This window comes from Variovorax sp. GW821-FHT09B05 (assembly GCF_059418265.1).
This window is the reverse complement of sequence record NZ_JBWKPN010000017.1, coordinates 1-21,054: the sequence shown is the minus strand read 5'-3', so window position 1 is coordinate 21,054 and position 21,054 is coordinate 1. Positions and strand designations below refer to the sequence as shown.

Annotated in this window: 20 protein-coding genes; 6 read left to right on the top strand and 14 right to left on the bottom strand. The window is 71.1% G+C overall.

The features are described 5' to 3' along the window. Positions 1-2 precede the first annotated feature (2 nt). Positions 3-1,136 (bottom strand): amino acid ABC transporter substrate-binding protein, encoded by a 1,134-nt coding sequence (locus AC07RM_RS32935; RefSeq protein ID WP_495337254.1) that lies wholly within the window; start codon positions 1,134-1,136, stop codon positions 3-5. A 268-nt stretch (positions 1,137-1,404) separates the two neighbouring features. Here AC07RM_RS32935 and AC07RM_RS32930 point away from each other — a divergent pair, with 268 nt between their 5' ends. Beyond that, positions 1,405-2,361: an AraC-like ligand-binding domain-containing protein gene (locus AC07RM_RS32930; protein WP_495337148.1), complete on the top strand. Its 957-nt coding sequence runs from the start codon at positions 1,405-1,407 to the stop codon at positions 2,359-2,361. Positions 2,362-2,421: 60 nt separating this feature from the next. Next, the gene (locus AC07RM_RS32925) at positions 2,422-3,051 is read left to right on the top strand and encodes a LysE family translocator (RefSeq protein ID WP_208509744.1); all 630 of its coding nucleotides are present in this window, start codon (positions 2,422-2,424) and stop codon (positions 3,049-3,051) included. A gap of 25 nt (positions 3,052-3,076) precedes the next feature. Here the strand turns inward: AC07RM_RS32925 and recG are convergent, their stop codons facing one another. The 3 genes from recG to AC07RM_RS32910 are packed head-to-tail and all read right to left on the bottom strand — an operon-like array spanning position 3,077 to position 7,403. Continuing rightward, a complete protein-coding gene (gene recG / locus AC07RM_RS32920; RefSeq protein WP_495337147.1) occupies positions 3,077-5,233 on the bottom strand; it encodes an ATP-dependent DNA helicase RecG in 2,157 nt (718 codons plus the stop codon). Between the two features lie 11 nt (positions 5,234-5,244). Beyond that, positions 5,245-6,735 (bottom strand): TIGR01777 family oxidoreductase, encoded by a 1,491-nt coding sequence (locus AC07RM_RS32915; RefSeq protein WP_495337146.1) that lies wholly within the window; start codon positions 6,733-6,735, stop codon positions 5,245-5,247. Further along, positions 6,732-7,403: a DUF4166 domain-containing protein gene (locus AC07RM_RS32910; protein ID WP_495322960.1), complete on the bottom strand. Its 672-nt coding sequence runs from the start codon at positions 7,401-7,403 to the stop codon at positions 6,732-6,734. Before AC07RM_RS32910 ends, AC07RM_RS32915 begins: the two co-directional genes overlap by 4 nt. 141 nt (positions 7,404-7,544) lie before the next feature. Here AC07RM_RS32910 and queA point away from each other — a divergent pair, with 141 nt between their 5' ends. The 3 genes from queA to AC07RM_RS32895 are packed head-to-tail and all read left to right on the top strand — an operon-like array spanning position 7,545 to position 10,611. After that, entirely contained in the window at positions 7,545-8,597 is a 1,053-nt protein-coding gene (gene queA / locus AC07RM_RS32905) for a tRNA preQ1(34) S-adenosylmethionine ribosyltransferase-isomerase QueA (protein ID WP_495337145.1), read from the top strand. A gap of 5 nt (positions 8,598-8,602) precedes the next feature. Next, positions 8,603-9,775, top strand: coding sequence for a tRNA guanosine(34) transglycosylase Tgt (tgt, locus tag AC07RM_RS32900; protein ID WP_495337144.1), 1,173 nt, complete (start codon positions 8,603-8,605; stop codon positions 9,773-9,775). A gap of 59 nt (positions 9,776-9,834) precedes the next feature. Continuing rightward, complete coding sequence (locus AC07RM_RS32895; RefSeq protein WP_495337143.1) at positions 9,835-10,611, top strand: SDR family NAD(P)-dependent oxidoreductase; 777 nt, start codon at positions 9,835-9,837, stop codon at positions 10,609-10,611. A 73-nt stretch (positions 10,612-10,684) separates the two neighbouring features. Here AC07RM_RS32895 and AC07RM_RS32890 read toward each other — a convergent pair whose 3' ends face one another. The 8 genes from AC07RM_RS32890 to AC07RM_RS32855 all read right to left on the bottom strand — a co-directional run bounded on the left by AC07RM_RS32890 (position 10,685) and on the right by AC07RM_RS32855 (position 18,681). After that, positions 10,685-11,077, bottom strand: a complete 393-nt coding sequence (locus AC07RM_RS32890) for a DUF3597 domain-containing protein (RefSeq protein WP_093351205.1) — start codon at positions 11,075-11,077, stop codon at positions 10,685-10,687. A 99-nt stretch (positions 11,078-11,176) separates the two neighbouring features. Beyond that, positions 11,177-12,268, bottom strand: a complete 1,092-nt coding sequence (locus AC07RM_RS32885) for a serine endopeptidase (RefSeq protein WP_495337142.1) — start codon at positions 12,266-12,268, stop codon at positions 11,177-11,179. Positions 12,269-12,325: 57 nt separating this feature from the next. Beyond that, positions 12,326-13,795, bottom strand: a complete 1,470-nt coding sequence (locus AC07RM_RS32880) for an FAD-binding oxidoreductase (RefSeq protein WP_495337141.1) — start codon at positions 13,793-13,795, stop codon at positions 12,326-12,328. A 5-nt stretch (positions 13,796-13,800) separates the two neighbouring features. Continuing rightward, positions 13,801-14,595, bottom strand: coding sequence for a DUF2145 domain-containing protein (locus AC07RM_RS32875; RefSeq protein WP_495337140.1), 795 nt, complete (start codon positions 14,593-14,595; stop codon positions 13,801-13,803). Then, positions 14,592-15,071, bottom strand: coding sequence for a hypothetical protein (locus AC07RM_RS32870; RefSeq protein WP_431510747.1), 480 nt, complete (start codon positions 15,069-15,071; stop codon positions 14,592-14,594). Before AC07RM_RS32870 ends, AC07RM_RS32875 begins: the two co-directional genes overlap by 4 nt. 32 nt (positions 15,072-15,103) lie before the next feature. Next, positions 15,104-15,604, bottom strand: a complete 501-nt coding sequence (locus tag AC07RM_RS32865; RefSeq protein WP_495337139.1) for a YiaA/YiaB family inner membrane protein — start codon at positions 15,602-15,604, stop codon at positions 15,104-15,106. 186 nt (positions 15,605-15,790) lie between these two features. Then, complete coding sequence (locus AC07RM_RS32860) at positions 15,791-17,752, bottom strand: MFS transporter (RefSeq protein WP_495337138.1); 1,962 nt, start codon at positions 17,750-17,752, stop codon at positions 15,791-15,793. A gap of 71 nt (positions 17,753-17,823) precedes the next feature. Next, on the bottom strand, positions 17,824-18,681 hold the full coding sequence (locus AC07RM_RS32855) for a hypothetical protein (RefSeq protein ID WP_093351221.1): 858 nt from the start codon (positions 18,679-18,681) through the stop codon (positions 17,824-17,826). Between the two features lie 157 nt (positions 18,682-18,838). Here AC07RM_RS32855 and AC07RM_RS32850 point away from each other — a divergent pair, with 157 nt between their 5' ends. Further along, the gene (locus AC07RM_RS32850; protein WP_057596203.1) at positions 18,839-19,573 is read left to right on the top strand and encodes a helix-turn-helix domain-containing protein; all 735 of its coding nucleotides are present in this window, start codon (positions 18,839-18,841) and stop codon (positions 19,571-19,573) included. Between the two features lie 16 nt (positions 19,574-19,589). Here AC07RM_RS32850 and pyrF read toward each other — a convergent pair whose 3' ends face one another. Next, positions 19,590-20,414, bottom strand: a complete 825-nt coding sequence (pyrF, locus tag AC07RM_RS32845) for an orotidine-5'-phosphate decarboxylase (protein ID WP_093351223.1) — start codon at positions 20,412-20,414, stop codon at positions 19,590-19,592. 54 nt (positions 20,415-20,468) lie between these two features. Beyond that, positions 20,469-20,984 (bottom strand): uracil-DNA glycosylase family protein, encoded by a 516-nt coding sequence (locus AC07RM_RS32840; RefSeq protein WP_495337137.1) that lies wholly within the window; start codon positions 20,982-20,984, stop codon positions 20,469-20,471. Positions 20,985-21,054 lie beyond the last annotated feature (70 nt).

Sequence of the window (21,054 nt, the reverse complement as noted above, 5' to 3'; positions counted from 1 at the left end):
GGCTACTTCCAGGCCGGCTTGGGCGCCAGCTGCGCGGTGGCGCGGTCCTTCGGCCACACGACCTCGAACTCGCCGCCCTGCCATTGCGCGACGGTGCCGGGCACCGAGGCGTTCTCGCTGCCCTCGAAGCGGATCGGCCCGAGGATGGTCCCGAACTCGGTCTTCGCGATGTGCTCGCGCAGCGCCTTGCGGTCCAGCCCCACGCTGGCCACGGCCTGCTGCAGGATCTCGAGGCCGGCCCAGGCATGGCCGCTGGCCCAGCGGTCGGGCTCCTTGCCGAACTTCTTCGTGTGGGCGTCGAAGTAGACCTTGGCGCCGGGGCTGGTCTTGCCGTTCCACGAGCCCATGCCGATCACGCCCTCGGTGTTGGCGGCCATCACGTTCTTGTAGAGCTGGAAGGCGGTGCCGACCGAGGCATAGAAGAACTTCGGGTTGAAGCCCACCTCGCGCGCCTGGCGGCTCGCGAGGATGGTGTCGGGCGGATAGGTGATGCCGATGAAGGCGTCGGGATTCAGGTCCTTGATGCCGCGCAGCACCGGCGCCAGGTCCTTCACGCCGAGCGGATAGCTCTTGCGCTCCACCACCTGGATCTGCGTCTTCTTGAGCGCGTTGTTGAGCGCCGCGAAGTTCTCGAGGCCGAACAGGTCGTCCATGTAGACGATGGCCACGGTCTTCGCGCCCTGGGCCACCAGCAGGTCGACCAGCGCGCCCATCATCTTGTCGGGCTGCTGCAGCAGCGAGAAGAAGTACGGCAGCCGCATGTCGATGAGCTTGCGCGACAGCGCGGTGGGCGCGAGCAGCGGATAGCCGAGGCGGTTGGCCAGCGGCGCGACCGCGAAGTTGGCGCCGGAGCCCCAGGGCGGCAGCACCAGGTCGACCTTGTCGCTGCCCATGAGCTTCTCGAAGGTGCGCACGCAGGTCTCGGTCTCGCTGCGGTCGTCGTAGCCGATCAGCTCGATCGGACGCTTCGCGCCGCCCTTCACCGCGAGGCCGCCGGCCGCGTTGACCTGCTCGGCCCACAGCAGGTAGTTGGGCTCCTGGCTCACCTGCGCGCCCGCGGCCCAGGGACCGGTGCGGGCGATGGCATAGCCGATGCGCACCGGCGCGCCCTGCTGGGCGAACAGGCGCGGCGCCATGGCGGCGGCACCGAGCGCGGCGGCGCCCTGGATCCAGCGGCGGCGAGGGGTGTGGAACACGGCGGTCTCCTTCGATGTTCGGGTCATGCGGCGCCCGGTGCGGGCCCTGCCGGCATCGTAGGAACGGCACCGCGCGGACGCTGTGCCCGCGGTGCACAAAGCGCTTGTCCCAGCGTGCAGCCGGCTAGTGGTTAACCCGCAAGGCGAGGCGGCGCCCGCGCGGCCCACAATGGGCGCCCCATCCACCCCCAACGCCTCCCGCCGCGCCATGACCGCATCGCAGTTGCTGTCGACCGACGAAGTGCCGCCGCGCGAGCGTGGCCCGGCGTGGTGCGAGTGGGTGTACCGCCACTTCGGCGGCCTGGGCTCCGACCTCTACGGCGACGAGGTGCCGTTCGACGGCCACCTGGCGGCCTCGCGCGCGGGCGACGTGATCCTCACGCGGCTCGAGGCCAACCGCCACCGGGTGCTGCGCACCGCGCAAATGGCGCGTCTGAGCGACGCGGCCTACCTGAAGATCGTGGCGCCCTGGCAAGGCTCGGCCGAGGTGGTGCAGAAGGGCCGCGCGGCGGCGGTGCGCTCGGGCGGCTGGACGCTCTACGACACCACGCTCGACTACACGGTGGCCAACCCCGAGCGCAGCGACCACCTGATCGTGATGCTGCCCAAGGAACAGCTGGCCCTGCCCTCGCTGCCGCTCGCGCAGCTGGTGGCGCGGCGCGTCGGCGGCACCAACGGCATCTCGCGCGTGGCGCTCGAGACCATGCGCAGCACCTACCAGGAGCTGCCCTCGATGAGCGAGGCGGCCGCGCGCGGCGCGGGCGAGCTGCTGATCCAGCTGGTGCGGCTGTCGCTGATGGAGCTGGCCGGCCAACACACGCAGCAGACCCAGCGCGAGGCGCTGGCCGACCGCATCCGCCACCACGTGGCGCAGAACCTGCACGACCCGGCCCTGTCGGTCGAGGGCATCGCGCAGGCGCTGCGCTGCAGCAAGCGGCTGCTGCACGGCGCCTTCGCCGACGGCGAGGACACGCTCGCGGGCTACATCCAGCAGCAGCGGCTGGCCGCCAGCATCCGCGCGCTGCGCGACCCGGCGCGCGCGGCCGAGCCCGTGACCGCCATCGCGCTCGCGGCCGGTTTCGTGAACCTCTCGCACTTCAGCCGCGTGTTCCGCGCCCACACGGGCCTGAGCCCGAGCGATTTCCGGCGCCAGGCGCTCGGCTGAAGCCGGGCGGTCCGCGGCGCTGCGGATAATGGTCGCTTCCCCGCCCTCACCGCAGACGCCATGACCCTGTCCGCCTACCTGCTGTTCCTGCCGGCCTGCTTCGCCATCAACATGGCGTTCGGCCCCAACAACCTGCTCTCGGTGAGCAACGGCGCGCGCTACGGCATCGCGCAGGCCGTGACCGCCGCGGCCGGCCGCCTGGTCGCCTTCGCGCTGATGATCGCGATCGCCGGCCTGGGCATGGGCGCGGTGCTGGTCGCGTCCGAACTGGCCTTCGACATCGTCAAGTGGATCGGCGCCGCCTACCTCGTGTGGATCGGCATCCGGCTGCTGCGCGCGCCCGCGCCCGAACTGGCGCAGCAGGCGCGCGAGCTCGCGGGCCCGCCGCCGATGCGCGTGCTGGTGCGGCAGGAGTTCACCGTCGCCGCGGGCAACCCGAAGGCGATCCTGGTGTTCACCGCCTTCTTCCCGCAGTTCGTGGTGCCGGGCGCCTATGCCTCGAGCTACCTGCTGCTGGGCCTGACCTTCCTGGTCTTCGAGGTGGTGGCGATCGCGCTCTATGCGCTGCTCGGCGCGCGCATGCGCCGGCTGGCCGGCGGCAGCCGCGCGATGCGCTGGTTCAACCGCGTGAGCGGCAGCATGATGATCGGCTTCGGCTGCCTGCTGGCGCTGACGCGGCGGCCGAGCTGATCGACGCCCGCCCTCTTTTCCAGCTTCAAGCCTTCAGGTACTCGGCCTTGGTGCCGAGCCAGCGGTCGATGTGCCGCCGTGCCAGCTCGGGATGCTGCTCGAGCATGCGCGGCGCGAGCTCGCGTGCCCAGTCGAGCAGCAAGGTGTCGGTCGTGAGGTCGGCGAAGCGCAGCAGCGGCGCGCCCGACTGGCGCGCGCCGAGGAACTCGCCGGGCCCGCGGATCTCGAGGTCGCGGCGCGCGATCTCGAAGCCGTCGCTGGTCTCTGCCATCGCGCGCAGCCGCGCGCGCGCCGCCTCGCCGACGCGGCCGCTGTCGCCGGGCGCATAGAGCAGCACGCAGGCCGAGGCCGCCGCGCCGCGACCCACGCGTCCGCGCAGCTGATGCAGCTGCGACAGGCCGAAGCGCTCGGCATGCTCGATCACCATCAGCGAGGCATTGGGCACGTCCACGCCGACCTCGATCACCGTGGTGCTCACCAGCACGTGCATCTGGTTGGCGGTGAAGGCCGCCATCACCGCCTGCTTCTCGGCCGTGGGCATGCGCGAATGCAGCAGGCCGACATGGACCTGTGGCCCGAGCAGGTCGGCCAGCTCGTCGCGCGTGGCGGTGGCGTTGCGCAGGTCGACCGCCTCGCTCTCCTCGATCAGCGGGCAGACCCAGTAGACCTGCCGGCCCTGCTCGATCTGCGACTGGATGCGCGCGATCACCTCGTCGCGCCGGTGCTCGGCCACCAGCCGGGTGACGATCGGCGTGCGGCCCGGCGGCAGTTCGTCGAGCGTGGAGACGTCGAGGTCGGCGTAGTAGCTCATCGCGAGCGTGCGCGGGATCGGCGTGGCGCTCATCATCAGCAGGTGCGGCTCTAGCTCGTCGCGCGCCTTGCCGCGCAGCGCCAGCCGCTGCGCCACGCCGAAGCGGTGCTGCTCGTCGATGATCGCCAGCGCGAGGTTGTGGAAGCGCACCTTCTCGGAGATCACGGCATGGGTGCCGATCACCAGCGCGGCCTCGCCGCTCTCGACCGCCGCGCCCATGGCGTCGCGCTCCTTCTTCTTCTGGCTGCCGGTGAGCCAGGCCACGCGCAGGCCGCGCTCGGCCAAGAGCGGATCGAGCCAGCCGACCAGCTTGCCGAAATGCTGGGCCGCGAGGATCTCGGTCGGCGCCATCAGCGCGCACTGGAAGCCCGCGTCGATGCAGCGCGCCGCCGCGAGCGCGGCCACCACCGTCTTGCCCGAACCCACGTCGCCCTGCAGCAGCCGGTGCATCGGCAGCTCGCGCCCGAGGTCGCGCGCGATCTCCTCGCCCACGCGCGCCTGCGCGCCGGTCAGGCCGAAGGGCAGCACGGCCAGCAGCGCGTCGTGCAGCGAGCCCTTGCCGCCGACGGGCGCGGCCGCCATGTCGAGCATCGGCGCGCGCTGCGCCGCGCGCTCCATGCGCGCCTGCATCTGCGACAGCTGCTGCGCCAGCAGCTCCTCGGCCTTGATGCGCTGCCAGGCCGGGTGGCTGTGGTCCTCGAGCGTGGCCATCGCCACGTCGGGCGTGGGGTAGTGCAGGAAGCTCAGCGAGGCGCGCAGGTCCCAGGCGCCGCGCAGGCCGATCTGCACCGGGATGGTCTCGTCGAGCACCGCGCGCGCGAGGCCCGAGCGCACCTCGCGCCGCAGCACCGGCTGCGCGAGGCCGGCCACGGTCGGGTAGACCGGCGTGAGCGCCTCGGGCAGCGCGGTGCCCGCGGCCTTGACCGTGGGATGCATCATCTGCCGCCCGACGAAGCCGCCGCGCACCTCGCCGCGCACGCGCACCCGCGCGCCCACCGCGAGCTGCTTCTGTTGCGAGGGATAGAAGTTGAAGAAGCGCAGCTGGCAGGTCTCGCCGCCGTCGTCGATGGTGACGATGAGCTGGCGCCGCGGCCGGTAGGCCACCTCGGCCTCGGTCACCACGCCCTCGATCTGCGCGGTGTCGCCGTCGCGCGTGTCGGCCAGCCGCACCACGCGGGTCTCGTCCTCGTAGCGCATCGGCAGGTAGAGCGCGAAGTCGATGTCGCGCACCAGGCCGAGCTTGCGCAGCGCGCGCTGCACGACGCTGAGGCCGCTGCCCGGTGGCCCGGCCGGAGCGGCGGGTGCGGGCGTGGCGGCGCCCGGTGCGCTCGGCGCGGCGACGGGTGGGGAGGCTTTCTTCTTGGCGGGCACGGACAGGTCTTCTAGCGTGGACGGCAAAGGTCCGTCAAGGCGCCGCGCGCATCGGGGAACATGAACTGGAAGCCTTCGCGCAGCAGCCGCGCGGGCACCACGCGCTGGCCTTCGAGCAGCAGGTCGGCCTGCTCGCCGAGCAGCAGCTTCACGGGCGCCGCGGGCGTGGGCATCCAGCAGGGCCGATGCAGCACGCTGGCCGCGACGCGCGTGAAGTCGTGCTGGCTCAGCGCCCGCGGCGCGGTCACGTTGAAGGCGCGCGCGGCAGGCATGCCACCTTCGCGTTCGATCTGGCTCCAGGCATGCGCGAGCGCGCGCACCAGGTCGTGCACATGCACCCACGACAGCCACTGCCGCCCGCTGCCCAGCCGCCCGCCGACACCGAGCCGCACCGGCAGCAGCAGTTGCGGCAGCGAGCCCTGGTGGCCCAGCACGAAGCCGAAGCGCATGCAGGCCACCTGCACGCCCAGCGCGACCGCGGCCTGCGCCGCCTGTTCCCAGCGCTGGCACAGGCGCGACATGAAGATGTCCTGCGGTGGTGCGTCCTCGTCGAGCTCGGTGGCATCGCCCTGCGGCTGCACGCCGTAGTAGCCGATGGCCGAGCCCGACAGCAGCAGCCAGGGCTTGCGCGGGCGCGCGGCCATCCATTCGACCAGCTGCCGCGTCAGGCCCTCGCGGCTGGCCAGCAACTGGTGCTGGCGCCGCTCGCTCCAGCGCGCGCCGAGGATGCGCGCGCCCGCGAGGTTGACGACCACCTCGATCTCCTCGGCCGCGGGCAGCTCGGCCAGCGACTGCACGCAGCGCACCGCGCCGCCGAAGTTCCAGGCCGCCGCGCGCGCGTCGCGCGTCCACACCGTGACCGCATGGCCGTCGGCCAGCAGGTGGCGCACGAGGATCTGGCCGATGAAGCCGGTGCCGCCCGTGACCAGCACGCGCCGCGGCCGCGCGCCGAAGCGCACCGGCGCCTCGGTCTCGCGCGCCCGCGCCTGGCGCCGGCGCCGCAGCAGCGCGCGCGCCGCGAAGGCATCGCGCAGCCCCGACACGCCCACCCCCACGCCGCACAGCGCGAGGAAGGCGCCGAGCCAGCCCTGCGGCTGCCAGGCGAGCGCGGTCGGCTCGGCGGCCCAGCCGACGGCCGCCAGCGCCAGCAGCGCGATGAAGGCGCCCGCGTTGATCGCCAGCACCGTGTGCGTGACGCGCTCGGTGGCCGGCAGCAGGCGGCTGCGGTCCTCGACCACGAAGTCCCACAGCGTGAGCACGATCTCGACGCCGAACACGGCGAGCAGCACCCAGGCCCAGGCGCCATGCCAGGCCCAGGACGAGAGGCCGATGAACAGCAGGCAGTAGATCGACGAGCGCGTGGCGTGGATCGCGAGCTCGCGCCCGGCCGAGGCGCGCCGCGGCAGCGCCTCGGTGCCCTCGTGGTGGTAGAGCGTGTCGAAGGCGCCGAGCGCGCCCTGGGCCGCCATCAGCTGCAGCGCCAGCAGGTGCGTGTCGATCATGCGGGGGCGGACACTTCCTCGAACACGCCGACCTGGGTGAAGGTGGTGCCCATCAGCGGGTGGCGGATCTCGATGCGGATGTTGAAGCGCTCGGGCGTCTCGTTGTGGTGCCAGAGGAAGGTCTTGCCGGGCGTGAGCAGGCCCGGCAGCGGGATGCGCCAGCCGAACAGGTCCCAGAAGTAGCCATCGCTGCGGAAATGCAGGCTGCCGTTCTCCACGCTGAGCACCAGCTTCATGCCCAGGCCCATGCCGACGTACTCGAGCACCTCGCCGCGCTCGCTCTCGCGCATGAAGCTGGTGAACTGGATCGGCCGGCGCCCGTGCAGCCGGTAGATGCGCTGCTTGTAGATCGCGGGGTCGCCGGGCTTCGCGTAGACCTGGATCTCGACCGGGAAGTCGGCGTCGCTGTAGGGGATCAGCGCGCCCTGGATCAGCGGCTGCGTGAGATGGCCCAGCAGCCGGCCGAAGCGCGAGCAGCGCAGCTCGCTGAGCCGGCCGCTGTAGTGCAGCGCCTTGCCGGGCGAGGGGTTCTTGTCGAAGCGGCGGCGGATGTCGGCATGCAGGCCCTGCCAGGCGGCGCCGAGGATCTTCTTGAAGAGCTCGCCCTCGGAGGGCCCGGGCGCGGACCCGGCCTCCTGCGAAACGCGCGCTGCATGTGTATCGACCATGCGGCGATTCTGCCTCGCCGGCCCTCGCCCGACCCCGCGGCGGCGCCCGGTTTTCGCGCCATGGGACAATCGCCGCCTCGCTCTCCGAACGGCCCCTCGCGGCCCCCCTCTTGGAACGGGCCCGTCCGGCCCTCAAGCATCATGCGCGCCTTCACGCTCTCCGATTTCGATTTCGCCCTGCCGCCCGAGCTGGTGGCGCAACACCCGGCCACCGAACGCACCGCCTCCCGCCTGCTCGACGGCACCGGCCCCGCACCGTCCGACCGCATCTTCCGCGACCTGCCCTCGCTGCTGCGCGAGGGCGACCTGCTGGTCTTCAACGACACCCGCGTCGTCAAGGCGCGCCTGTTCGGCGAGAAGCCGACCGGCGGCAAGCTCGAGCTGCTGGTCGAGCGCGTTCTGCAGGGGCAGGAGGTGGTGGCCCACATGAAGGTCAGCAAGAAGCCGCCCGTGGGCACCACGCTGCAAATGGTCGGCGGCTTCCGCGCCACCCTGCTCGGCCGCTGGCCCGAGGAGGACGGCGCCCTGTTCCGCTTCGCCTTCGAGAGCGACAGCGGCGAGAACCCCTACCTGCTGATGGAGCGCTGCGGCCACGTGCCGCTGCCGCCCTACATCACGCACGACGACTCGGCCGAGGACGAGCGCCGCTACCAGACCGTGTTCGCGCGCGTGCCCGGCGCCGTGGCCGCGCCCACGGCCGCGCTGCACTTCGACGAGGGCCTGCTGGCCGCGCTCGAGGCGCGCGGCGTGCAGCGCGCCAGCGTCACGCTGCACGTGGGCGCCGGCACCTTCCAGCCGGTGAAGACCGAGAACATCGCCGAGCACACCATGCACGCCGAGCGCTACGAGGTGCCCAAGGCCACGCAGCGTGCCATCGCCGACTGCAAGGCGCGCGGCGGCCGCATCGTGGCCGTGGGCACGACCACCGTGCGCACGCTCGAGTCGTGGGCCAAGAGCGGCGAGGCCGCGGGCGACACCCGCATCTTCATCACGCCGGGCTTCGCCTTCGCGCATGTCGACCTGCTGGTCACCAACTTCCACCTGCCCAAGAGCACGCTGATGATGCTGGTCTCGGCCCTCGCGGGCTACGAGCGCGTGATGGCGCTGTATGCGCACGCCATCGCGCAGCGCTATCGCTTCTTCAGCTATGGCGACGCGATGCTGCTCGCGCGCGAACCGAGAACAGAGGACTGACCCCCATGCTGAACTTCGAACTCCTCAAGACCGACCCCGACAGCCACGCGCGCCGCGCCACGCTCACGCTCAACCACGGCGTGGTGCAGACGCCGATCTTCATGCCCGTGGGCACCTACGGCACCGTCAAGGGCGTGATGCCGCGCAGCCTCGAGGAGATGGGCGCGCAGATCATCCTGGGCAACACCTTCCACCTGTGGATGCGCCCGGGCCTGGACGTGATGCAGAGCTTCGGCGGGCTGCACCCCTTCGAGAAGTGGAACAAGCCGATCCTCACCGACTCGGGCGGCTTCCAGGTCTGGTCGCTGGGCGCGATGCGCAAGATCAGCGAGGAAGGCGTGAAGTTCGCGTCGCCGGTCAACGGCGACAAGCTGTTCCTCACGCCCGAGGTCTCGATGCAGATCCAGACCATCCTCAACAGCGACATCGTGATGCAGTTCGACGAGTGCACGCCCTACGACACCAAGGGCCACATCACGACCGAGGCCGAGGCGCGCATCTCGATGGAGCTGAGCCTGCGCTGGGCGAAGCGCTGCCAGGCCGAGTTCGAGCGGTTGCAGAACCCGAACGCGCTGTTCGGCATCGTGCAGGGCGGCATGTTCGAGAACCTGCGCGAGGAATCGCTGGCGGCGCTGGTCGAGCTGGACTTCCCCGGCTACGCCATCGGCGGCGTGAGCGTGGGCGAGCCCAAGGAGGAGATGCTGCACATCATGGGCCACACGCCGCACCGGCTGCCCGCGAACAAGCCGCGCTACCTGATGGGTGTGGGCACGCCCGAGGACCTGGTGCATGGCGTGGCCGACGGCGTCGACATGTTCGACTGCGTGATGCCCACGCGCAATGCGCGCAACGGCACGCTGTTCACGCGCTTCGGCGACCTCAAGATGCGCAACGCGCGCCACAAGAGCGACCCGCAGCCGATCGATCCGAGCTGCACCTGCCATGCCTGCGCGGGCAGCTCGGGTGTGAGCTGGAACGACGGCGGGCGCGAGGGCTTCAGCCGCGCCTACCTGCATCACCTCGACCGCTGCGGCGAGATGCTCGGGCCGATGCTCACGACCATCCACAACCTGCACTACTACCTGAACCTGATGCGCGAGATCCGCGAGGCGCTCGACGCGGGCACGTTCACGGCATTCCGGGCGCGCTTCAAGTCCGAGCGCGCGCGCGGGGTCTGAGACGCGACGGGCGTTCCGCGCTAACCTCGCGGGCTTCCAGGCTGTCGTCTTCCACGCCCATGAGCACCGCACCCTCGCCCTACACCGCGCGCTATCCCTCGCTCGCCGAGCGCACCGTCTTCATCTCGGGCGGCGCGAGCGGCATCGGCGAGTCGCTGGTGCGGGCCTTCCATGCGCAGGGCGCGAAGGTCGGTTTCTGCGACCTCGACGCCGCCGCGGGCCAGGCGCTCGCGGGCCAGCTGCGCGGCGGGCATCCCGCGCTGTTCCTGCCCTGCGACGTGACCGACACGGCCGCGCTGGGCGCCACCATCGAGTCGGTGCGCTCGCACTTCGGGCCGGTGGGCGTGCTGCTCAACAACGCGGCCAACGACCGCCGCCACGAGATGGCCGACGTCACCGACGAGGACTTCGACCGGCTCGTGGCCGTGAACCTCAAGCACCAGTTCTTCGCCGCGCAGGCGGTGGCGCCCGACATGCGCGCACTGGGCGGCGGCTCGATCGTCAACTTCGGCTCGGTCAGCTGGATGATGAAGGGCCGCGGCTACCCGGTCTACCAGGCCTGCAAGGCGGCCGTGCGCGGTCTCACGCGCTCGCTGGCGCGCGACCTGGGCAAGCAGAACATCCGCGTCAACACGATCGTGCCGGGCTGGGTGATGACCGAGCGGCAGCTGCGGCTGTGGGTCAAGCCCGAGTCGGGCGCGGAGATCGACGCGGCCCAGTGCCTGCCGGGCCGCGTGATGGGCGAGGACATCGCGGCGATGGCGCTGTTCCTGGGCGCCGACGATTCGCGCATGTGCACGGCGCAGGACTACGTGGTGGACGCGGGCTGGACCTGAGCGCCATCGCGCACCGCCAAAAGAAAAAGCCCGGCACTGCCGGGCTTTTTTTTGCTGGACGCGGGCCGCGCGATCAGTCGCGCAGTTCGGCCGGCACCTTGCCGCCGTTGGCCGCCAGCTTGGTCATGACCTGGCGGTGCAGCCAGATGTTCATCTTGGCGCTGTCGCTGGTGTCGGCGCCGTAGCTCAGTTCGGCCGCGAGCTGCTTGCGCGCGTCGAGGCTGCTGTCCAGGCCCAGCAGCTTCATCAGGTCGACGATGGAGGTGCGCCAGTTGAGCTGCTTCGCGCCCGGCATGCCGTCGAGCAGGGCCTCGACGTCGACCACCGTGATGGCCGGCGGCGGTGCCGCGGCGGCCGGTGCACCCGCGGGCGCCGGCGCGGCGGGGGCAGCGGGTGCCGCGGCCGGCGGTTGCGCGGCCTGCGCGGACGGGAAGATCTTGGAAAGGATGCTGCCGAAGATGCTCATTGCGCGTACTCCTTCGAGGTGAGGCATGGAACGGACCGGGGCTGCGGCCGCGAACGCGGCGCAGCGGGCGGTTGTAGCACGAGCGCGTGACCGCCCTCCTCAGGTCGCGGGTTGCGGCGGGGTCCGGGGCGTGAAGGATTTCGCGTCCGCCTCCGACGATGTGGCCGAGGCACCGCAGGCATGGCAGAAGCGCGAGAAGGCACTCTTGCGCGTCTCGCAGACCTCGCAGTGGTCGTGCAGGCCGATGCCGCAGTGCGGGCAGAAGTCGATCGCCGTGTTCTTCAGGTCCACCGGCCGCTCGCAGCCGGGGCACACGCCCTTGTCGAGCCGCGCCAGCGCGGTGTCGTAGCTCAGCTCCTCGCGCCGCACCTGGTCGGGCTGCTGCTCGGCCAGTTTCTGGCGCGCGAGGTAGTTGTTGAGCGCGACGATCGCGTAGCGCCCCACCAGCACCGTGAGCACGATGCCCACCACGTAGCGCACGTAGCCGCCGTAGCTCGGCAGGTAGGGCACGAGCTCGACGAAGAAGGCGAACAGCGCGAACAGGATGAAGCCCCAGACGAAGGGCCACCAGGTGCTCTTGCGCTTCTTCACGAACAGCCAGCCCGCGACCACCAGCAGCGGCAGCGTGAGCGCGAGCCGGTAGGCGAACACGCGCAGCTCGATGCGGCGGTACTCGGCGTCGAGCTTGAGCTGCGCGTCGCGCTCCAGCTCGGCCAGCGTGGTGCGCGCGCGCTGCTCGGCCTGGCGCGCATCGAGCATGACCTGCTGCTGCGCGTTGACCTGGCGCTGCACCGCCTCCTCCTTCTGCTTGATGGCATCGAGCGCCTTGGTGCGCGCGATCAGCTCGGGGTCCTGGTCGGGCTGCGCGGTGGCGCGGCGCGTGGCGATCCAGTTGCCGAAGGTCTCGCGTGCATTGGCGCCGGCCTGCTGCGCGGCCTGCAGCTGCAGCCGGATCTGGTCGAGGTCGCGCGAGGCCTGCAGCTCGGCCGCCTCCGAGGCCTTGACGGTGGCGCGCAGCGGATCGGCCGCGCGGTGGTCGATGAAGTCCTCGATGGTGCGCACGCGCTCGACCTGCGGCAGGTCGCCCACGATGGTGCTGCCCAGCCCGATCAGGAAGCCCGCGAACACCAGCGCCACCAGCCAGAGGCCGCGGCGGAACCATTTTTCGGAGAGGCGCAGGGATTTGCTCATGTCGTTTCTTCCTCGGGTGTCCAATTCATGTCCATTGTTCGCTGACAGGCTGGGGAATCAAAGGTAGCGCTGCCAGAGCGAGTTGCCCAGGCGCCCCTGCGGGTCGGCCATGTGCTTCACCGCACGGAAGCTTTCCACCTGCGGGTAGGCCTGCGCGAACTGCGTCGCGGAGGCATGCAACTGATAAGGCAGGTAGTAGGTGCCGCCTTGCGCCAGCGCCGCGTCGATCATGTCCCGGGTCCAGCGGCCCACGCGCTCCATCGCGGCGGCATCCGTGCCCTGTTTGTAGTACACGACGAAGGAAAACACCTCCTCCCGAGCCCACGGCAGCATCGAGACCTCGTCGCGCGGCGAATGCCTGATCGACACGTTGAGCACCTTCGCGCCGTGCGCGCGGATGACCCGTGCCATCTCCGCGGCGAAGGCGAGGCCGCGCGCGATCGGTATGAAGTACTCCTGCAGCACGTAGGTCGACGCATTCCGATCGCCGGGTTCCAGCATGTGCAGGTCCAGGCTTGCCTCGCGATTGCGCCAGGTCACCTCCGGCTGGCCGAAGAGCGCAGGCCGAACGTACTTGCGCTGCAATTCGGCGCCGTTCGGCAGTTCGCTGACCGCCAGCAGCAGGGTGCGCTCGAGTGGATAGTCCCGGTCGCGCGGTATCAGGCGCTCTTGTGTCGTCAGTGGCTGATCGGAGAGGCACCAGTTGGTGGTCCAGGCCTCGTCGAAACCGGGCGGAAGCAGGTCGGCGTTGTGAAGCACGCAGGCCTTCTCCGCGGGCCGGACCTCGCGCTCGAACCAGGCGGGGTAGTCCTGCAAGGGCATCCTCGCCATGCGTTTCTCGAGGCGCCGGTTGTCGTCCAGGTCGAGCTCCACCTCGGTGATCACGCCAATGGCTCCATAGCCGCCGATGGCTGCGCGGAAGAGCGCGGGATGCTCCTGCGGACTGGCTTCCACCACCCGTCCATCGGCGAGCACGATCTGCAGCGCGCGCACCGAATGACCGACCGGCCCGTGCCCCACGTACCGCCCGTGCGCATTGACCGACACGGCACCGCCGATGGTGAAGTTGGCGAAACTCTGCATCGTGCGCACGGAAAGCTGGTGGCCGTCGATGTGGTCCTGCAGGTCGCGCCAGCGCATGCCCGCCTCGACGCGCACCGTCTTCGCCTCGGGGCGCAGCCACACCAGCCGGTTCATCTGGCGCATGTCGATGTGCAATCCGTGGGGGATCGCCACCTGTCCACCCATCGAATAGCGCCCACCGCCGACCGCGATGGCCCCGGGCCAGTCGCGCACCGCACGGCTCACCTCTTCGTGCGAACGCGGCGCGACGATGCGGCCCACTTCCACGGGGTAGAGCCGCGTCACGTTCTCGACGAACTGCGGCACCGCGGCGTGAATCCGAACCGGTGCGACGAGCAGCAAGCCCGCCCCGGCCATCGCGCCGGCGAGCAGCCCGCGCCGCGAGATCCCGACGTCGCCAGGCAGCGCGCGTTCGGCGGGCTGGCTTCTCTTCGGGGCCGGCATGGACTTCACAGCTTGAACGTCACCGGCGCCGCGCCCAGGCCCGCGCGCTGCAGCCATTCGAACACCGAATCGACGGTCACGGTCTCGATGCGGTCCGAGAAGCGCTTGTCGTTGGGATGGTCGTCGAAGGCGATGTTGGCCGAGCCGATGCGCCCGCCCAGGCGGGTCAGCGGGCCGAGCTTCAAGGTGGTGGGCTCGTAGCCCTTGAACTGCAGCCAGGCCTGCGCCTGCAAGCGGTTGACGATGGTGGCGGGCTCCATCGCGGCGGCCAGCGTCTCGAGCGCCCACTGGTTCGACTGCTGGTACTTCTGGCCCCAGGCGTAGCTGACGATGCTGTACGGCGCGGCATGCAGCCGCACCAGGCGCGGCGTCGGCTCCTTGAGCGCGGCCAGCAGCTGTGCCTGCACCTGCGGCGTGGGCACGACCCAGGCGGCCTCGTAGCGCCAGAGGTCGTCGAGGAAGAACTCGCCGAGCCCCTGGCGGTAGACGGCCGCCACCGCGGTGCCGCACTGGTTGAGCTTGTGCACCACGCGCCATGGGCCGGCATCGGTCTTGTAGGCCAGGCCGAAGTGCGAGTAGCGCAGGCCGTACTTGCTGAGGTCCTGGCCGGCGCGCGCCAGCACGACGACGCGCGCGCCGCTGGCATCGAGCTGCTGCGAGGTGCGCTCGGCCAGTTCCATGCCCTTGGCGATCAGCGCGGCGCCGGGCTTGACCTGCTCGCACGAGCGGCCGGCCTGCGCCTGCGTCGTCGCGGCGGCCACGGCGAACGCGACCGCCGCCAGGAGGGCGGCGCGTTTCACGACAGCCTCTCGTTGGCCAGCAGTGCACGGCCGATGGCGTTGGGCACGAAGGCCAGCACCTCGCCCGCGGCCGAGAGCACGACGCCGGTGCCGATCACGCTGACGACGATGGCGGTGCCGACCGCGGTCGAGGCGCCCTGCGCCACGCGGCCCGCCACCTTGACGCTGGCGCGCGCGCCGTCGGCGGCGCGTTCGAGCACGTAGACCGTGCCGTCGGCCGAGGCCTCGACGGCGACCACGGTCAGGATCGAGCCGCCGACCGAGAGCGCGGCCGGCACTTCGCTGGCCTTGGCGGCCGAGGCGCCGGCGGCACCGACCGCGGAGGCGCCGACCAGCACCGAGGCCACGGGCAGCATCGACAGCGCGACGGAGGCATCGCTCTGGGCGCGGGCCACGGGCGCCGCGAGCGCGGCGAAGGCGGTGCAGGCGGCCACGAGGACGGTGGCCAGGGACTTGCGGGCGAAAGCGGTGTTCATGATCGGGCTCCTTGCGTGGGGGGTGCGGGCGGTCATTCGGCGGCGGCCGGGGTCTGGGCGGCTTCGACGCGGGCGGCGTGGCGGCCTTGCAGGCGGGCTTCGGCGAGGTCGGCCTCGTGGCGGTCGCGCAGGGTCTTGGCCAGCGTGAAGGCCGAGCTGATCAGGAACAGCCAGCTCACGCCGAGGAAGGCCTTGTAGGTGTCGTTGACCTCCATGCGCAGCAGGCCCCAGCCGGTCAGCAGCATCGCGACGAAGAAGCTGCCCCAGACGACCAGCTTCCACATCGGCAGGTCGCGGCCGGCGGCATGCTGGTTGTCGCGCACGAACTTCGACAGCACGAAGGCGGTGCTCAGGCAGAACACATAGCCCATCACCATGAAGGCCCGGTCCAGTGCCTCGCCCGGCAGCCAGCTCAGGCCGGTCGCGCAGAGGAAGACGGCGATCGCGAAGGACGCCCAGACCTGGAACTGCCAGGCCCGCGTGTCGCGCTGGACCGGAGCGTTGGTGATGGTGTTGGCTATATGAGTTTGCATGAGTGCCTCGCGGCGTAGTGAAGGTGGGCGGATGATGGTCCGCCCCCGCGCCACGGGACTCGAATGATTCGACCGGTTCAGCGTTTCGGCTCCGGCGGTATCTCTAACGGATACTTTTCGGGGGATCCCGCCCCCCAAAGAAAAGGCCGCCCGAAGGCGGCCTGGTCCGTGGGTGCAGCCCCGGCCTCAGGGATGGAGCAGCCCGCCCACGCGCTGCTGCAGCAGCTCGGGCCGCACCTCGGCCGGCGCCACCGCGGCGCCGACGTTGAGGCCCACGCGGCTGAAGAAGCCGCGGCGGAAGGGCTTGACCATCGCCACCGGTTCACCGCCGCGCAGCTCGATGCGGCTGAAGAACGAGCCCCAGAGGTTGGTCAGCGCCATCGGGATCACGGGCGGCTCCAGGCCCTCGGCGCGCGCGCTGTCCACGATCTTCATCACGCCGCCCTTGAAGGGCTGCAGCGCGCCGTCGCGCGTGATCGCGCCCTCGGGGAAGATCGCCAGCAGGTCGCCCTCGCGCAGCACGCCGAGCGCCTTGGCGAAGGCCGCCTCGTAGGCCGCCGGGTCCTCCTTCTGCGGCGCGATCGGGATCGCCTTGGCGAGCTTGAACAGCCAGCCGAGCACCGGCACCTTGAAGATGCGGTGGTCCATGATGAAGCGGATCGGCCGCGGGCTCGCGGCCATCAGCAGCACCGCGTCGATGAAGCTCACGTGGTTGCACACCAGCACGGCCGGCCCCTCGACGGGGATGTGCTCGTCGCCCTTGATGTCGAAGCGGTAGACGAAGCGCGACAGCACCCAGGCCACGAAGCGCAGCAGGTACTCGGGCACCAGCATGAAGATGTAGAAGGCCACCACCGCGTTGGCGATGCCCGTGAACAGGAAGATCTGCGGGATGGTGAAGCCCGCGCCCAGCAGCGCGCCGGCGATGACCGAGCTGCCGATCATGAAGAGGGCGTTGAGGATGTTGTTGGCCGCGATGATGCGCGCGCGGTGCGTGGGCTGGCTGCGCAGCTGGATCAGCGCGTACATCGGCACGCTGTAGAGGCCCGCGAACAGCGACAGCAGCGCCAGGTCGGCCATCACGCGCCAGTGCGCGCTCTGGCGCAGGAAGGCGCCGAGCCCCATCTCGGGCACCGCGGGCAGGCCGCGCGCGGCGAAGTACAGGTCGATCGCGAACACGCTCATGCCGATGGCGCCCAGCGGCACCAGCCCGATCTCGACCTGGCGCCGGCTCAGCGTCTCGCACAGCAGCGAACCGACGCCGATGCCGATCGAGAACACCACCAGCAGCAGCGAGGCGACCTGCTCGTTGCCGTGCAGCACCTCCTTGGCGAAGCTCGGGAACTGGCTCAGGAACACGGCGCCGAAGAACCACATCCACGAGATGCCGAGCAGCGAGCGGAACACCACGATGTTCTCGTGCGCCAGCTTGAGGTTGCGCCAGGTCTCGCTGACCGGGTTCCAGTTGACGACCAGGCTCGGGTCGGTGGCCGGCGCCGGCGGGATCGCCTGGGCCACGGCGCGCCCGATCAGGGCCACCGCCACGCAGGCGATCGCCACGCTCAGGTGGCCGATCTGCGGCACCGCCACCAGCAGGCCGCCGGCCACCTGGCCCAGCAGGATCGCGACGAAGGTGCCCATCTCGACCATGCCGTTGCCGCCCGTGAGCTCGCGCGCGTCGAGCACCTGCGGCAGGTAGGCGAACTTGACCGGGCCGAACAGGGTGGAGTGCAGGCCCATGAGGAACACGCAGCCCAGCAGGATGACCGCGTCGGCGCGCACGAAGCCCCAGGCCGCGATCAGCATGATCGCGATCTCGAGGTTCTTGACGAAGCGGATCATCTTCGTCTTGTCGAACTTGTCGGTGAGCTGGCCCGCGGTGGCCGAGAACAGCAGGAACGGCAGGATGAACAGCGCGCCGATCATCAGCCCCGCCATCGAGGGCTGCATCCAGCTCAGCTGCAGCTGGTAGGTCACCATCACGGTGAAGGCGAACTTGAACAGGTTGTCGTTCGCCGCGCCCGCGAACTGGGTCCAGAAGAAGGGCGCGAAGCGCCGCTGGCCGAGCAGCGCGAACTGGTTGGCGTGCGCGTTCGCCTCGTGCGAGTCGGCGGGGGACGAGGGCGCGGCAGCGGCGGGCGTTGTCATTCGGAAGCTTCTCCTCTTGGCGGCTCCGCGCGGCCCCCGGCGGGGAACGCTCGCGGGGCCGGGGGCTGTCGTCAGGCCGTCAGGGCGGCCGCGCCGGGATTGTGCCGCAGGGCCGCGGCGCGCCAGCCGCGGTCGAGCCGCTGGAGCGCGGTGAGCACCGGCAGCGCGGCCAGGGCGGCGCACAGGTGCTTGAGCGTGTGGCCCGAGATCACGCCCTGCGTGGCCTCGTAGATCGGCTGGTCGGCCAGCTCGAAGGCCTTGGCCAGCACGTAGGCCGCGATCACCCAGCCCAGGCGCAGGCCGACGGCGCCGGAGATCGGCCGCGACAGCGCCAGCGTGAGCACCAGCGCCATGCCGCCGAACTGCACCAGCGCCCAGGGCAGCACGTTGCCGGTCTCCTGCGCGATCTCGGCCGACAGCAGCCCGGTGGTGAGCACGAACCAGGCGGCCGGCCAGCCGGCGCGCTGGCTCACGCGCTCGCAGACCGCCATCCCGATCAGGCCGGCGAAGGCGACCGCCATGCCGGCGCGGTCGGCGGCCAGCCGCGGCGCGTCGGGTGCCAGGTGATAGAAGGCCGAGCCGGCGGCGGTGGCGATCAGGCCGGCGAAGAACAGCCAGGCGCAATCGAGCGTGTTGTCGGGCGGATCGCTGGCCGGCGGCGCGAGCGGGAAGCCGGACAGCGCCTCGTGGTGCGCGCGGTCGATGCGGTTGAGCCAGTACAGGCCCCAGCAGCCCATGAGCAGGAAGGGCAGGTTGCTCAGCACGTCCATGGCGTTGGGCAGGCCGTGCCAGGCGCGGGTGTCGGCGAAGACCAGGGCGATCGCGACCTCGGCGGCCGGCAACACCGGGCCGACGATGCCGATCAGGAGCAGCAGGCCCAGGAAGAAGGCCAGGCCACGTTCGCGGCGTGTCAGGGAGTGGAGGAGCATGTCTGTTCTCGAAGTTGGGTGATGGCGGGATGGCCGATCGGTTGGCGGGCGGAATTTAGTTGCCAGCCTCTCCCCAGGCATCGAGAATCGATACGAGGCACTATTTCACACCCACCGGTATCTCCAACCGATACCCAACCGGAACCTTGCCACCTTCATGAGCACCACCGTCGATCTCGTCCAAGCCCTCAAGAACGAACTCAAGAGCGCCCGCATGACCTACGCCGACCTGGCGCGTTCGCTCGACATGGCCGAGTCCAGCGTCAAGCGGATGCTGGCCAAGAGCGACATGCCGCTGTCGCGCGTGGACGCCATCTGCCGCGCGCTGAAGATCGATTTCGCCGAGCTGGCGCGGCGCGTGGCCGACGCCCAGCCGCTGCTCAAGGAACTGACGCACGAGCAGGAGAAGGCCGTGGTCAAGGACAAGAAGCTGCTGCTGGTGGCGATCAGCGTGCTGAGCCAGTGGACGCTGGAGCAGATCGTGACGGCCTACCGGATCAGCGAGGCCGAGTGCATCGGCTTCCTGGCCCAGCTCGACCGGATCGGGATCATCGAGCTGCGGCCGCTGAACCGGTATCGCCTGAAGCTCGCCAAGACCTTCCGCTGGCGCCCGCACGGGCCGGTGATGGAGTTCTTCCGCGAGAACGTGGTGCTCGACTACTACCGCGGCGGCTTCGACGGCCCGGCCGAGGGCCTGCTGCTGGTGCACGGCTCGATCAGCCGTTCGCTGGCGCCGGCCTTCCTCGAGCGCCTGCAGCGCGTGGCGCAGGACTTCGCGCAGCAGCACCAGACCGACCAGAAGCTGTCGCCCAAGGACCGCGAGGGCTACACGCTGCTGCTGGGGATGCGCAACTGGGAGTTCGAGCTGTTCACGCGGCTGCGGCGGGCCTGAGCCCGGGCCGCCCGGGTCAGGCCTTGGCGGCTTCGAGCGTGTCGCGCGTGGTCCGCGCCGCGGCGCGCGCGGCCTCGGCGAAATCGTCGCCCGACGAGGCATAGATGATCGCGCGCGAGGAGTTCACGACGATCGGCGCGTCGGCGCGCCAGCCGGCACGCACCGTGGCGACCGCGTCGCCGCCCTGGGCGCCGACGCCCGGGATCAGCAGCGGCACGGTCGGCGCCAGCGCGCGCACGCGCTCGATCTCGGCCGGGTAGGTGGCACCGACCACGAGGCCGAGCTGGCCGTTGAGGTTCCACGGCCCCTGCGCCAGCCGCGCCACGTGCTCGTAGAGGAAGGGCTGGCCCTCGACGCTCGCCAGCCGCTGGCCCTGCAGGTCGGACCCGCCGGGGTTGCTGGTGCGGCACAGCAGGAAGGCGCCCTTGCCGTGGTGGCGCAGGTAGGGCTCGACCGAGTCGAAGCCCATGAAGGGCGAGAGCGTGACCGCGTCGGCGCCGTAGCGCTCGAAGGCCTCGATGGCGTACTGCTCGGCCGTGGAGCCGATGTCGCCGCGCTTGGCGTCGAGGATGGTCGGCACCTGGGGCGCGTTGCGGCGCATGTGCTCCATGAGCTGCTCGAGCTGGTCCTCGGCGCGATGGGCCGCGAAGTAGGCGATCTGCGGCTTGAAGGCGATGGCGAGGTCGGCCGTGGCGTCGACGATGCGGGCGCAGAAGTCGTAGATGCGGCGCGCGTCGCCCTTGAACTGCCCCGGGAACTTCGCCGGCTCCGGATCGAGCCCCACGCAGAGCAACGAACCGTTTGTTTGCTGCGCGGCGGCAAGCTTGTCGAGGAAAGTCATGGGGGCGATTTTAAAGGGGGCCCCCGACGGCCCCCGGCCCGGCCTCGCCCAGGTTCAGCCCGCCTCGGGCTGCTGCGCGGCCGCCAGGCACAGGTCGGCCCAGGCGCGGCCCTTGTCGACCGGATTGCGCAGCAGGTAGGCCGGGTGGTAGGTGGCGACCACCGGCACGCCCTCGAGCTGCGCCGCCTGGCCGACCCGCCCGCGCAGCTTGCCCAGCGGCTCGCCGCTTTGCATCAGGCCCTGCGCGGCCAGCGGCCCCATGGCCAGCACCAGCCGGGGCGCGAGCGCCGCGGCGTGTTCGGCGAAGGCTTCGTCGAGCGGGCGCGGGCCGCCGGGCTGGCCCGAGGCCACGCCGCGGTGCAGGCGCATCAGGTGCACCGGCACGCCGCCCTCGTGCAGCTTGAGCGCGCGCAGCATGTTGTCGAGCAGCCGGCCGGCATCGCCCGCGAAGGGCTCGCCGTGGCGGCCGTCGAGCTCGGGCGGCATGTCGGCCAGCACCAGCCAGCCGCCCTGCGGCGCAACGCCCTCGGCGGCGTCGGCATAGAGGCGGCGCGGGGCCTCGACCAGCACGGCCGCGCCGTGGCCGGCGGGAACCGGCGCCGGGCGCGGCGGCGGGGGGGGGGGGGGGGGGGGGGGGGGG